Annotated in this window: 10 protein-coding genes; 7 read left to right on the top strand and 3 right to left on the bottom strand. The window is 44.0% G+C overall.

The features are described 5' to 3' along the window. Positions 1–69 precede the first annotated feature (69 nt). The 7 genes from ileS (at position 70) to STSP1_RS01800 (ending at position 11,046) form a co-directional block, all read left to right on the top strand. Positions 70–2,907 carry an isoleucine--tRNA ligase gene (gene ileS, locus STSP1_RS01830; RefSeq protein WP_085754714.1) on the top strand — a complete coding sequence of 946 codons (2,838 nt, stop codon included), beginning with the start codon at positions 70–72 and terminating at the stop codon, positions 2,905–2,907. A 20-nt stretch (positions 2,908–2,927) separates the two neighbouring features. After that, the gene (gene lepA, locus STSP1_RS01825) at positions 2,928–4,724 is read left to right on the top strand and encodes a translation elongation factor 4 (RefSeq protein ID WP_085754713.1); all 1,797 of its coding nucleotides are present in this window, start codon (positions 2,928–2,930) and stop codon (positions 4,722–4,724) included. A 40-nt stretch (positions 4,725–4,764) separates the two neighbouring features. Then, entirely contained in the window at positions 4,765–5,343 is a 579-nt protein-coding gene (locus STSP1_RS01820) for an RNA recognition motif domain-containing protein (protein ID WP_226997494.1), read from the top strand. A gap of 4 nt (positions 5,344–5,347) precedes the next feature. Then, on the top strand, positions 5,348–6,625 hold the full coding sequence (gene lysA / locus STSP1_RS01815) for a diaminopimelate decarboxylase (protein ID WP_085754712.1): 1,278 nt from the start codon (positions 5,348–5,350) through the stop codon (positions 6,623–6,625). A 307-nt stretch (positions 6,626–6,932) separates the two neighbouring features. Beyond that, the gene (locus STSP1_RS01810; RefSeq protein ID WP_118158561.1) at positions 6,933–8,276 is read left to right on the top strand and encodes an IS5 family transposase; all 1,344 of its coding nucleotides are present in this window, start codon (positions 6,933–6,935) and stop codon (positions 8,274–8,276) included. Between the two features lie 80 nt (positions 8,277–8,356). Beyond that, a complete protein-coding gene (locus STSP1_RS01805; RefSeq protein WP_085754711.1) occupies positions 8,357–10,465 on the top strand; it encodes a S8 family serine peptidase in 2,109 nt (702 codons plus the stop codon). 122 nt (positions 10,466–10,587) lie between these two features. Continuing rightward, positions 10,588–11,046, top strand: a complete 459-nt coding sequence (locus tag STSP1_RS01800) for a TraR/DksA family transcriptional regulator (RefSeq protein ID WP_085754710.1) — start codon at positions 10,588–10,590, stop codon at positions 11,044–11,046. On the opposite strand, the gene STSP1_RS01795 is transcribed toward STSP1_RS01800, so the two are convergent. The 3 genes from STSP1_RS01795 to STSP1_RS01785 all read right to left on the bottom strand — a co-directional run bounded on the left by STSP1_RS01795 (position 11,047) and on the right by STSP1_RS01785 (position 14,406). Beyond that, positions 11,047–12,000 carry a calcium/sodium antiporter gene (locus tag STSP1_RS01795; protein ID WP_085754709.1) on the bottom strand — a complete coding sequence of 318 codons (954 nt, stop codon included), beginning with the start codon at positions 11,998–12,000 and terminating at the stop codon, positions 11,047–11,049. A 93-nt stretch (positions 12,001–12,093) separates the two neighbouring features. Further along, a complete protein-coding gene (locus STSP1_RS01790) occupies positions 12,094–13,446 on the bottom strand; it encodes a citrate/2-methylcitrate synthase (RefSeq protein WP_085754708.1) in 1,353 nt (450 codons plus the stop codon). A gap of 207 nt (positions 13,447–13,653) precedes the next feature. After that, the gene (locus tag STSP1_RS01785) at positions 13,654–14,406 is read right to left on the bottom strand and encodes a hypothetical protein (protein ID WP_085754707.1); all 753 of its coding nucleotides are present in this window, start codon (positions 14,404–14,406) and stop codon (positions 13,654–13,656) included. Positions 14,407–14,417 lie beyond the last annotated feature (11 nt).

Here is a 14,417-nt window from a genome sequence, read left to right as displayed (position 1 = left end):
TCTTGACATTAACTCAGTAAACGTTATGATTAACGGTCTATATGTTAACTGAGAAACGGAACAGTAGAAATGTCGGAAAATAAAAATTACAAGAAAACGCTGAATCTTCCCAAAACGTCTTTTGCAATGAAGGCCAACCTTACCCAGCGCGAGCCGCAGATGCGCAAGCAGTGGGCGAAGGAAAAGATATATCAGAAAATCAGAGAAGCCCGGAAGGGCAGCAAGCCATATATTCTGCACGACGGCCCTCCGTATGCCAATGGAGACATCCACATGGGGCACGTGATCAATAAAGTACTCAAGGATATTGTTGTAAAATACAAGACTATGAGAGGCTTTGATGCCCCGTATGTACCGGGCTGGGACTGCCATGGGCTGCCCATTGAGGCGAAGGTGATGACTGAGCTCGGAGAAGAAGCGGCGGATATGGAAAAGCTCGAGATCCGCAAACGCTGCAAGAAGTATGCAAGCAAGTATGTAAAGCTTCAGTCTAAGCAGTTTGCATCTCTTGGAGTTTTCGGAAATTATGAAGACCCGTATCTCACAATGGTGCCCGCTTACGAGAAGGGAATACTTGAGGTTTTCGGCAAGCTTGTAGAGCAGGGGCTTGTTTACAAGCAGCTCAAGCCGATTCACTGGTCTGTAGGCTGCCAGACAGCTCTTGCTGATGCTGAGCTCGAATATAAAGACATTACATCCCCGAGCATTTACGTAAACTTCCCTGCAGAAAAAGATTCAGCAGAAAAGCTGAGACAGCTCGGCCTTGCAGAGGCGGGCGAAACAGCAAGCTTTATGATTTGGACAACCACCCCTTGGACTCTCTGCGCCAATCTTGCTGTTGCTGTTAATCCGTCGCTTGAATATGCAGCTATAAAGTATGAAAGAAACGGAAAGAAATATGCAGACATTATATGCGCTGAGCGTATTGAAGCGGCATCCCATGCTGCAGGGCTAACAGATTTCACCGTTTCTGAGGCGAGGGTTAGAGGCTCTGAGCTTGAAGGGCTGAGATACACTCATCCCTTTATCACTGAAAAACCTACTGAAGCAGATGCATATTTCGTTGTGCAGGCAGATTACGTTACCACAGAAGACGGAACAGGGCTCGTTCATACAGCACCCGGGCACGGAACTGAAGACTATATGACCGGCGTGAAAAACGGGCTGGAAATTTACTCGCCTGTAGATGAAAACGGCAACTACGATCAGAGCGTTCCGGATTTCCTTGCAGGCAAGAATGTTCTGAAGGTGGATGAAGAGGTTATTGAAAGGCTTTCAGCAGACGGCCTTCTTTTTGCAAGAAAAGATATGCTTCACAGCTACCCGCATTGCTGGAGAAGCAGAATGCCTGTTATTTTCCGGGCAACAGAGCAGTGGTTTGTGGGCGTGGACAGAAAGCTTCAGGACACTGGAAAGACGCTGCGGGAGATGGCTGTTGCCAGTACTGAGGAGGTTCGCTGGATACCCGGCTGGGGCAAAAAGCGGATTGCAGGTATGCTTGAATCAAGGCCGGACTGGTGTCTCAGCAGGCAGAGAAGCTGGGGGCTGCCGATACCGGTATTTGTTAATTCAGAAGGGCGGAGCCTGCTAACCCCTGAGGCTGTTGCCTCAGCAGCAGAACATATAGACAGGAAAGGTTCGGACAGCTGGTTTACCGACAGCCCGAGAGAAATACTCGGCGAGGATTTTGATTTGCCTGAGGGTTTCAGTTTTGATGATCTGGAAAAAGAAGAAAATATATTTGATGTATGGTTTGAGTCCGGCTGCAGCTGGCACAGCGTTGCAGCAAACAGGGGATGGGATCTGCCCGTTGATTTGTATTTAGAAGGCAGCGACCAGCACAGAGGATGGTTTCAGCTTTCTCTTCTGCCCGCGCTTGGAGCGATGCACAAAGCGCCTTTCAAAAATGTTCTCACCCACGGATTTACGGTGGATGCTGAAGGGCACAAACAGAGCAAGTCTTTAGGGAACTATGTAAACGCAATGGAGGAGATCGAAAAATACGGCTCGGATATCCTCAGACTCTGGGTTTCCAGCGTGAATTATCAGGAAGATATGCGATGCAGCGATGAGCTCATCGGCAGGATGAGAGATTCTTATAGGAAAATCCGCAATACCATAAGGTATATGCTGAGTAATATAAAGGACTTTACGCCTGAACAAGCTGTCGCTGTTGAGGAGATGGAGCAGATAGACCAGTGGGCTGTTTACCGTTATAATCTTATGGTCAAAAATGTTATCGAAGATTATGATAATTTCGTCTTTCATAAGGCATTTGCCGGCATATACAATTTCTGCACTGTGGAAATGAGCAACATTTACATGGATGTTGTGAAGGATCGCTTGTATTGCGAGCTGCCCGAAAGCCCTTCAAGAAAGAGCTGCCAAACTGTACTTTGGAAAATCCTTAACGGTCTGATTAAGTTAATTGCGCCAATAATGGTGCATACCGCAGAAGAGGCTTGGGAAGCACTTGATCAGAAAGATGAAAATTCCGAAAGCGTGCATCTTTCTCTTATAGATGCTCCCGAGGAGATTCCATGTTCTGCTGAGCAGGATAAATGGAAAACGATTTTTGAAATACGCGATGAAGTTCTCAGGAAACTTGAAGAGCTTAGGCAAAACCAGACTATAGGCTCAAACCAGCAGGCAAGTGTCATCGTAAAGGCGGATGAGCAAACTGCTGAGATGCTTGAACAATTTGGTGATGATAATTTTGCGGAGCTCTGTATAATCAGTGAAGCTGAAATACAGCGAGGCGAGAATCTGGAGGTTACAGCCAGCAAATCCAAGCACAAAAAATGCGAGAGATGCTGGAACTACTCCGCTACAGTGGGTGAAGATGAAGACTATCCAGACTTGTGCAAGAGATGCGCCAAAGCTGTTAAGCAGTCTTCTGCTGTTTGAGAACTCCTTTAAGGGAATAAATGAATTTAGCAAATATAAGAAATTTTTCCATAGTAGCACATATAGACCACGGCAAGAGCACTATTGCAGATAGAATTATGCTGCATGCAGGAGCGGTTACTCAAAGGGAATTTCATAATCAGCTGCTCGACAGTATGGATCTTGAAAGAGAGCGCGGCATTACGATCAAGGCCTCCGCTGTTACCATGTATGTCAATTACAAGGGCGAGAGATATATGCTCAACCTAATTGACACGCCAGGGCATGTGGATTTCAGTTATGAGGTATCACGGGCTCTGACTGCCTGCGAAGGGGCTCTTCTTGTCGTTGATTCTGCTCAAGGCGTAGAAGCGCAGACTGTAGCCAATGCATACCTTGCTATTAACGAAGACCTCGAAATAATTCCTGTGTTGAATAAGATTGATCTTCCTGCCGCAATGCCCGAAACGGTGATTGAAGAGCTTGGAAACATTCTTGGAATTGGACGGGAAGAGTGCATTTCGGTAAGTGCTAAATCCGGAAAAGGTATAGATGAGCTCATTGGAGCAATAATTGAAAGACTGCCTGCTCCGGAAAATAACATAAATGATAAGCTTCAGGCCCTGGTTTTTGACAGCCACTTTGATGAGTACCGCGGAGTAATCTGCTACCTGAGGGTTGTTTCCGGCAAAATTAAAGAAGGGCAGAAGATATCATTTATGAGCTGCGGGCACAGCTACACAGTAACCGAGCTTGGCAAATTTACACCAAAGATGGATAAGCGCAAAGAGCTCGGCTGCGGAGAGGTTGGCTATATGATTGCCAATATAAAGAGCCTCTCGGATGTACGTGTCGGCGATACTATCACCAGCCTTGATGAACCCGCTGAGAATCCTCTACCCGGCTATGAACCACCAATGCAGATGGTTTTCTCAGATTTCTATCCTGCTCAGAGCAGCGATTATCCAAAGATGAAAGCTGCATTCGAAAGGCTTGCTCTCAATGATTCAAGCTTTACGTTTTTCCCGCAGAATTCGCCGGCTCTGGGCTTTGGTTTCAGGTGCGGCTTTCTTGGACTTCTGCATATGGAAATAGTTCAGGAGCGACTTGAAAGAGAGAACGATATTGAAGTTATCCAAACCTCGCCAAGTGTGAGCTATGAGGTGATGACAACTTCGGGAGAAATTTTCAAGGTCGATTCGCCTTCTCAGCTTCCCGAGAGAAGCGAAATCGAAGAGTTCAGGGAGCCCTTTGTAAAACTTGAGGTTATTATGCCAAAAGACTACATCGGAACTGTTATGCAGCTTGCAGAGCAGAGAAGGTGTGTAGTTGGCAAAACTGAATATCTCGGAAGTAATCGGGTAATGATGCAGTTTAAGGCTCCGCTCGCCGAGATTGTTTACGATTTCTATGATATCCTCAAAGGAGCAACCAGAGGCTATGCAACGATGGATTATGAGCTTATCGGCTTTGAGAAAAGCGATCTTGTAAAAATCGACATTCTGGTTAATAAGGTAGAGGTGGATGCCTTATCCACTATAGTTCACAGGGAATCTGCTGAGACAAGAGGCCGGAAAATGATCGATCGCCTTCGTCAGGCAATCCCGAGGCAGCAGTTCGAGGTGCCGCTGCAGGTGGCTATCGGCGGAAAAGTGATTGCAAGGGAAACAATCAAGGCGTACAGAAAAGATGTAACCTCTAAGCTTTACGGCGGGGATATTACCCGCAAAATGAAGGTATTAAAAAAGCAGAAAGAGGGCAAAAAGCGTATGAAGAGTGTTGCATCTGTACAAATCCCTCAAGAGGCGTTTAAGAGCGTCCTAAAATCAGGTGAATAAGTTGCCCTCTGTAAATGTAGTTTAATTATCAGGAGATAATATGTTAAAGAAACTTAAGGCGATGTGGCCGGTTGTTACATTAGTGTTAATACTGCTTTTTGGAGCAGGTATTTCTTTTGCAATGGATTCCGGTGCAAGCAAAAAAGAAGTTGCCCAGCAGATTGCATTTCACGGTGCTGTAACCCTTTTTATGGTTTATGTAACTGCCGTGCTTGGACTCAGCGAAACTAAAAGTCCTTATCAGTCTTCAAAACGAAGCAAACGCTCTCCAAAGCAATCCAAATCCAGCAAGAACACCAAAAACACAAAGCCTTCTGCACCGAGACTTCCCAAAGAAGGACCTGTAACTATCCACGTAAGAAATTTGGCCTCAGATGTTTTTGAAACCCATCTCAGGGAAATATTCTCCAAGTACGGAGAGGTGAATTCAGTAAGAATCATTGCTGATAAAGAGACAGGCGATTCAAAAGGCTATGGTTTTATTGAGATGTCTAAGCCGTCCGAAGCGGGCAAGGCTATCGAAGAGGTTAATGGAACTGATCTCTCAGGCAAGGCTATTAATGTAACCGTGGCGAAAAGCCGCAGACCAAAAAACAAAAATTACACCAATAAAAGCTGATTTTATGGACAGATTCAACTACAAAAACGGGGAGCTGTATATAGAGCAGCTCCCTGCTTCAAAGATTATAGAAGAAGTAGGTACTGCCTGTTATGTGTATAGTAAGAATACCTTCCTTGACCATCTGCACAAAATCCAGAACGCCTACTCAGAAATGGATACAACCGTATGTTATTCTATAAAGGCCTGCAGCAATATTAATATCCTAAAGTTTTTAAGGGAAAACGGCTCCGGTTTTGATATCGTAAGCGGAGGCGAGCTCTTCAGGGCGATTAAGGCCGGCGCGGATATGAAAAAGATTGTTTACGCTGGAGTGGGCAAGACCGACCAGGAGATTAAGCAGGCCCTTGATGCCGGCATAGAATATTTCAACATTGAAAGCGAAGAGGAGCTTGAAAATCTGATCAGGCTGAGCTCTGAGCGGGGCTGCACAGCTAAAGCTGCCTTGAGGGTTAATCCGGACGTAGATCCTAAAACCCACGCATACATAACCACAGGGAAGAAGGAAAGCAAATTCGGAGTGGATATTGAGAGGGCTGAAAAGGTTTTCGATACATACTCCCACAACCCAAGCGTTAAGCTTCGGGCGATACATATTCATCTGGGCTCAGGCGGAAACACTGTTGACCCTTATGTTGAGGCTATCGAGAAGATCTTAACTCTTGTGGATACCCTGCGCAGTAAAGGTTATGAGATTGAAGCCCTTGACATAGGCGGCGGATATGGTGCGGATTATGTAACCGGATACGGGCCTTCGGCGAAGCAGTATGCTGAGGCTATTGTGCCTCTGCTGAAGGGGAAAAACCTGAAACTAATCCTTGAGCCGGGCAAAAGCATTGCCGCTAACGCCGGAATACTGCTCTCTGAAGTACAGTATATAAAGCAGGGGGGCAGCAAGAAATTTGCAATTGTTGATGCAGCTATGAATGATATGATAAGGCCATCTCTTTATGAAGCATTCCATTTTATATGGCCGGTGAAAGCGGGCTTGGAATTTGTTCCTAAGCAACGGACCGAGGATATGCAGATGAAAGGGCTGGAGAAATATGATGTAGTCGGGCCGATTTGTGAGGGAAGCGACTTTTTAGCCAAAGACAGGCTCTTGCCGCCTCTTAAGAGAGCAGATGCGTTGGCTCTTTTCACGGCGGGTGCTTACGGGTTTACAATGGCAAGCAACTACAACTCCAGGCCAATGCTCCCAGAGGTTCTTGTGGACGGTGATGATTACAGGGTAATAAGGAAACGTCAAACTTATGAAGATCTAATCAGGCTTGAACAATAAAACAGACCCTTTTATTTTACTAGTTTTTTAACATCAAAGAACAAAATCTTTCAGTGGCAGTAAATTAACAAGATTGAGCGTAATGATTAATTTGCCAAAAATACTATGTTCAATTGTTAAAAAATATTAAGTAAATCTTCAAGATATATAAATCGACCTTAAATAGTCGTCCCTGAAAAAGTCTGCAAATTTCCTTAAATTCTTTTGTAATAATGGTTTATATGATTGAAAAGCTTTCAGGATATGGTATAATATTGCAAGTGTTTATCTAACATCTATCAAAACCTTGCAATATTGGGACAAAATAATGAAGGCAAAAAACAATAAAGCAGGCTTACTCTTTCAGCAGCCATTAAAACCTCTTGTAAATCCTGATCATTCTTTAGTACAACTTTCAGAAGCTGTCAACTGGTCTCGCTTTGAGGAAAAGTTTGGTACTTTATACAGTCCTGATTTAGGCAGGCCAGCCAAGCCGATTCGCCTGATGGTCGGCCTTCAATACCTCAAATACACTTTCAATCTCAGCGATGAAGCAGTCGTTGCCGGCTGGATTGAGAACCCTTACTGGCAGTATTTCTGCGGTGAGAGATACTTTCAGCATGAGCCTCCCATAGATCCTACTAGTATGACTAAATGGCGTAATAAGGTAAAATCTGATGGTCTTGAAGAGCTGCTTGCTGAAACTATTAAGGCAGGCTTGAAACTCAAGGTTATCAAGAAGAGCGATTTCAACAAGCTTGTTGCAGATACAACCGTTCAGCAGAAGAACATCACTTATCCGACCGATGCAAAACTCTGCCACAGACTTCGCAGTAAACTTGTAGCTCTTGCAAAAGCCACCCAAATCCATCTTCGCCAGAGCTATGAAAGGGTTGGGAAAAGGGCATATGTGATGCAGGGTAGGTATCGACGTGCAAGGAAGTTCAAGGAAGCAAAAAAGGAAGTGAAGAAATTGAGGAACTACCTGCGGCGGATTACGAAGGAAATTGAGCGGAATATAGCAGACAATAATCAGTTAAGAATGATTTTTGATACATTGCTTCAGGCCGCAAAGAAGCTTTTAGCCCAGACAAAGAAAAGCAAGAATAAGCTCTACAGCATTCATGAGCCTCACGTCTGCTGCATTGCGAAAGGTAAGAGCCACAAAAAATATGAGTTTGGCAATAAGGTTGGAATTGTAACTACTGCCAAGAATAATTTCATTGTAGGAGCGTTGGGTTTTGAAGGCAACCCTTATGATGGCCATACCCTGCAAGCTAACCTGAGGCAGACAATGAAATTTATCGGGCGTAAGAAGCTTGGAGATGTTTATGTTGATGGAGGTTATAAGAAACACGGCTGTGAGGATATTGGGAATGTTGAGATTGTAGAAAGGGGCTGGCGAAAGAAGAAACGAAGTATCAAGAGGTGGCTTAAAAGAAGATCAAGCATAGAACCAACGATAGGCCATCTCAAAGAAGACAACAGGTTGGCAAGAAACTTCTTGAAAGGTGTAGAAGGGGACAAAATGAACGCTCTCGGCAGCGCTTTTGGGTACAATATGCGTAAACTTCTAAAGAAGTTTACTTTTGCCCTTATTTTTACGCTTCAAATTGTTGGATTTTATAGAAATTTGGGAATCAAAAACAAGTTAAAGACTCAATTGATCTGATATATTTCGGGAATTTTTCCGAAAACATTGATTTTTCAGGAACGACTAAATAGGTTTTATAATTCAAAGGGGGGTTCGCTATGACGAATTCAGCAATGAAAAGCTTATGCCTTCTTATACTTTTTGCTTCGGGAGTTTTATCAACTGAATTTTCTTACGCAGCCTCTGCAGCCTCTGATCTAGCCCCGTACCTTCCTGATAACTGGCTTGAAGAGATTCCTGTAGGCTATCAGCAGCTTTCCGATTCCGAAAACCATACTTCCAATCCTTTCTACACCAGCGGGACCGATTTGTACTACAATATGGCCGTAAAAAATGAAGGCAGTTCTATGGCAGGGGATTTCTCTGTCCGGATTGTTTTAGAAGGGCCTGAAACTAACAGCTGGATTTTCGATCTCAGCGTATGGCCTTTTTTCTCCGGCGAAACTTTCAGTTTCTACACAGATAAATATCTGGGCAGCCTCCAGCCCGGGGCATATACAATTTCTGTGGAGATTGATTATTACGATGAGGTGCAGGAAAGCGATGAAACCAACAATTATTTCGAACGGATAATCAGCGTAGGACAGGGCGGTTACAGCTCTATATCAGGCAATATATTCACCGATTTTAATTTTAATGCCAGCAAAGATGCCGGCGAGACTGGCCCGCAGGGCTGGACAGTTTATTCTGACACGAATTTCAACGGAACATTAGACTCAAATGAGCCAAACGATGTTACAGATTCAAGCGGAAACTATACCCTTACAGAACTCAAGGCAGGCAGTCATTTAATATCTGCAATTTCGCAGTCTGGATGGCTTCAAACCTATCCTTATGAGCTCTCTCCGCTCCAGCCCCAGCAAATGGGTGCAGCACCTTTGCCTTCCGAAGACTGCACAACCAAAGGTTCTGAAGCACCCCTTTTCAAAATGGGTCAGACAGACAGCGAAATCAGGCCTGATATGATCGAAACAAATGATTTGATTGGAATGAGTGATTTTCGGAATGATTACAACTTCGACGGCTACAGCGGCCAAGGATACGCAGTTGCTGTTATAGATACAGGTATTGATGTTGATCACAGTTTTTTCGGCCCTGATCTGGACAATAACGGCGTGGCCGACAGGATTGTATATCAGTATGACTTTGCCGAAAATGACAGCTCGGCTGCAGATTACGACGGGCACGGGACACACGTTACCAGCATAATTGCCGGCGAAGATGATACCTATCCGGGAATCGCGCCGGTTGCGGACATAATTGCCCTTAAAGTATTCGATGATGAAGGCAACGCCACTTTTGGTTACGTAGAAGAAGCACTCCAGTGGGTTGTGAATAATGCGTCAGCCTATAATATAGCGAGCGTTAATATATCGCTGGGAGATGGGGAAAACAATGACAGCTTCACCGCGGGCTACGGACTGAATGATGAATTTTCTGCTTTAGCAGAAATGGGCGTAGCTTCATTCTGCTCTGCTGGAAACAGCTATATAGACCACGCTCCTGACGAGGGCTGTTCATACCCTGCCTCTGATCTGAATACAATGTCAGTGGGAGCTGTTTTTGATGACGATATCGGTTATATGTCTTACTCGGGCGGAGCGACAGCATTTTCTACCGATGCAGACAGAATTACTCCATTCAGCCTCAGGCATCATCAGATATCCTGCCTCATGGCTCCTGGAGCGAAGATTACAGCGGCAGGAAACAGCGGGAATATTTTAACTATGAGCGGTACTTCTCAGGCTTCACCGATCCTTGCGGGAGTGAGTGTTATAGCCCAGCAGATTTCAGAAGATCTCCGCGGAACTAAGCTTACTTTCCCTCAGCTCAGGGAAATAATTAAAGCAACTGCCCAAAATATTTACGATGGGGACGATGAAAATGACAACGTCCAAAACACTTACGAATACTATAAAAGAGTGAACGCATATAGCCTTGCTGAGGGATTGGTTCAAATATCAGATGTTAATAAAAATTACGTTGATATTTACGCAGGGGAGGCGAAAACAGGAGTAGATTTCGGTTTTTACGAGCTGACTCCCGATTTGAACAGCGACGGTGCGGTTAATGAGAGCGATTTATCGATTTTTGCCTCTTGCTGGCTTGAAACTCCTGAAGAGGATTGTCTGAAGACAGATTTGGATGAAAGCGGCTTTGTGGACTATATCGACTTTATTTATTTAGCCGATTTCTGGGGCATCTAATTTTTAAGAAAATTTAAATGTTTTGATAATTAGCAATTTGCTGTTGAACATAAAATATTATTCTCTAAAATTCTAAACGCTTTCAGAACGATATTTAAACAACAATAAAGGTTGTCAAGAGTATGGCTCAAAAAAAATCAAAGAAATCTAAGCACCTTACGAATAAGGAAATGAATCATTTCAAATATCTCCTCCTTAAAAGAAGGGCGGAAATACTTGGTGATTTCACTCAAATAGAGAATGACACGCTCAAGAACACGTTGGGCGAGTCTAACGGAGACCTCTCAAGTATGCCGATACATATGGCTGATTTGGGAAGTGATAATTATTCTCAGGACTTTGCTCTGAATTTGATGAAAAGTGAACGTGAAACTCTTTCGGAAATCACGCACGCCTTACAGAAGTTTGACAAAGGCACATACGGTCTCTGCGAAGCTACTGGCGAAGCTATTAACAAAAAGCGGCTCGAGGCAAAGCCATGGGCAAGATATTGTATTGCATATGCGAGGCTGCTTGAAAAAAATCTCGTACGTGAAGGTCAAGAAGTTAATCTTGAAGACTATAAGCAGTATCTCGCCTGATTATCCGTGAATGAAGCAGTAGGCTGTATAAGCGATATATACTAGCAGAAGAAAGGCGCCGTTAGGCCTTGATATTTTTCCTCCTCGAACTGCAAAGATCTGGAATATTATGCCCGTTGCAAGCACGAGAAGGTAGTCTGCCCCTTTGAGCCTTGCTTCAAAGCTGAAAGGGCTCACAGAAGATGCCACACCTGTAACTAGGAGGGCATTGAATATATTTGAGCCTATCAAATTACCTACAGAGATATTTTCATGCCCCTTCAGAGCAGCTGTTACGCACGTAATCAATTCGGGCAGGCTCGTCCCTATCGCAAGAACTATCAACCCTATTACAGCCTCGCTTATGCCTATAGCTCTGCCGATATACACAGCCCCTTCCAGCGCAAGCTTTGCGCCGCCAATCAAAAAAACGAGCCCTGCTGCGAGAATGATGATGCTTTTTCGAAGAGGCATCTGAGTTTTGGGAACAGGCTCTAAAGCTGCGATTTTTCTTCCCTTGTGGGCCTCATATACTACAAGATACAGCAGAATTATAAAAGCTGAAAGCATAAAAAGCCCTTCGATTCTGCTGATATAGCAGTTCCAGAGGAATGCCAGCATTAGTAATACAATAATATTCATCGCAGGCATTTCAATCCTGCTTACACGCCGGCTAACTGTCATAGGCCTTATGAGCGAGCTTATGCCGCCTATCAAAGCAATATTGGCAATATTTGAACCGAAGATGTTACCTAAAGCCGCAGAACCAGCCCCTTTAACGGCTGCCGCTGTACTTGAGGCAACTTCAGGAGCGCTCGTGCCTATGGAAACTACCGTAAGACCAACTACAAATGTGCTTACTCCAGCCTTCTTTGCAAGAGAAACAGAACTCTCAACGAGCATATCCGCACCTTTGCAGAGCATATAAACACCGGCAATATTTGCAAGAAGAGCTAATATGAGGTGGAAATCCAATCAAACTCCTTACATAATTAAAATCCAAGAAAATAAACAGGGCAGCGCAATAATTGCATTCTGCCCTGTGGTATTAATTATGCCGCAATTATTTCAACGTTCATCCAAAGGTATGTACGGCTTCCTTTTCGCTACACTCTTGTATGCAGGCCTTATAATTCTTCCGCCGCTTGCTATTTCTTCAAGAGCGTGAGCGCTCCAGCCGGCGATTCTGGCCATTGCAAACATCGGCGTGTAAAGATCTGTCGGAATTCCGAGGATCTTGTAAACGAAGCCGGAATAGAAATCTACATTCGCACTTATTACTTTGTCGCTCTTCTTCACGTCTGCAAAGACCTGAGGGGTGAGCTTTTCAACATTTTTGTAAAGCTCGAATTCTCTTTCATAACCCTTTTCCGAAACGAGCTCTTCGACTTTTTTCTTGAAGATTTCAGCTCTTGGGTCGGATTTGGTATATACTGCATGTCCCATACCGTAAACAAGGCCGGTTCTGTCGAATGCCTGCTTGCGTATTATGCGTGCGAGATATTCCTCAATTTCTTTTTCATCCGTCCAGTTGCTTACGTTTCTTGAAATATCTTCCATCATCTCAATCACACGGATATTTGCGCCGCCGTGCTTGAGCCCCTTCAGCGAACCGATTGCTGCTGCAATTGCCGAATAAATATCGGTATCAGAACTCATAACCACATGAGTGGTGAAAGAAGAGTTGTTTCCGCCGCCGTGTTCTGCGTGTACTACTAGAGCCAGATCGAGGATCTCAGCTTCTACCTCAGAGAAAGCTCCGTCAGGCCTTATTAGCCTTAGGAAATTTTCCGCAGTACCCATATTTTCGTCCGGGCGGTGAATAACGAGGCTCTGATTATCAAAATTATGAATTTTGGCCTGATAGCCGTATGCAATCATTACAGGGAATTTCGCCACAAGCTCAATACATTGGCGAAGTATCGTTTTTAATGTTCTGCCTTCGGGATTTCTATCGTATGAATAAGCAAAAAGCACACTTCGAGCCAGTTTATTCATAATATTGCGGCTCGGGGCCTTCATACTTATCTCTTTGTACTCGCTCGGCAGATCCCTGTATGAGGCCATAAGCTGCTTAAAATTACTGAGATTCTCCTTGTCTGGCAGTTTACCGAAAAGCAGGAGGTAAACGGTTTCTTCAAATCCGAATCTTTTCTCTTTCAGGAAGCCATTGCAAAGGTCGAGAAGGTCTATCCCGCGATACTTCAATGAACCCTCTACTGGAACTTTTTCCTTCTCGTCAACGATATAGCCATGTACATCGCCTATCTCGGTAAGTCCGACTAAAACACCTGTGCCGTCGGAATTACGCAGACCCCGCTTTACATTGTAGTTTTCGTAATGCCTGAGGTCTATCTTGTTTGCAGACTTTGCGTATTTCGCATTCTTTTCAAGGAACTGTTTTTCAAATTCATAATCCATTCTTACCTCGCTAAATGCTTAATATTTTTAAGGAAATATGCGCAGTACTGCCATCTTCAGTCTTTCAAACAAAAAATGTTTGCACTAATTCCCCGCGGAAAGCCTGCTTAGAGAAAAGCAACCGCTTATTCTAAGTAAAAGCGCATATTTAAACCTTGGATATTCTAATGGCAAGGTTAAATTTTTCAAACTAAAAATTTCCCGCCTTTATTTGTTTTTTGCGGTTTCTTCATTTTTCTGCTCCCTTGGCTGGGGCTTACAGGATTGGCAGGGCTCTCTTCCTGAATCAGCGGCCTCTTTGTAGGAGCTGAAATAAACAAGATTTTTCTCTAAAATTCTTTCTACGAAAAAGCAGTCTGTTTTGTGAAATGTCTGGCTGTTTTTGGACGCGCAAAACTTATAACAACCAGCTTTCTTCTCGGTACGTTTATCCTTACCATAAGTCTTTGCTGTGTCCTTATTTATCTCCGTCTCCCTGCTGGTATTGTGCTCTTTTTCAATGTTTGTTTTTTGGGAAGGGCGGTTCCCTTCCGGCTTAGAATCTTTTTGCCTGCTTTCAACTTCCTTTTCAGGCTTAAGTTTCTTTACTGCAAGCCCTTCTTTTAGCAGTATTCTTGAAAGGGATCTGCCTTCAAGCCTTATATCCGCCTTAACTGCAAACTCATTCTCAGCACGTTCTATAGAATGCAGGGTAATGTGTTTGGCATTATCGAAGGATTTGTCAAGAAAACGGTTGAGCCTTGAGGAATAAAACTTCAAATCCTCCTTATCATCAACAGCGGGGGGCATGGAAATGGCTTTAACAATAATTTTGATTTTTTCCCCTACAACGGGCGGCCAGCCTTCTATATTCATTATTAAAGTAAGATCGCCGTTAGAACTTTTGTAATGTGCGTTGTAAGGGGGTTCAGCCGCAGCAAGGCTCATAATGAGAAGCAAACAAAGGAAATGAAATTTCATTTTTTCCTCCT

Source organism: Sedimentisphaera salicampi, assembly GCF_002117005.1.
Classification (GTDB): domain Bacteria; phylum Planctomycetota; class Phycisphaerae; order Sedimentisphaerales; family Sedimentisphaeraceae; genus Sedimentisphaera; species Sedimentisphaera salicampi.
The sequence above is the reverse complement of the archived record's forward strand: the minus strand, read 5'-3'. Positions and strand labels throughout refer to the sequence as shown.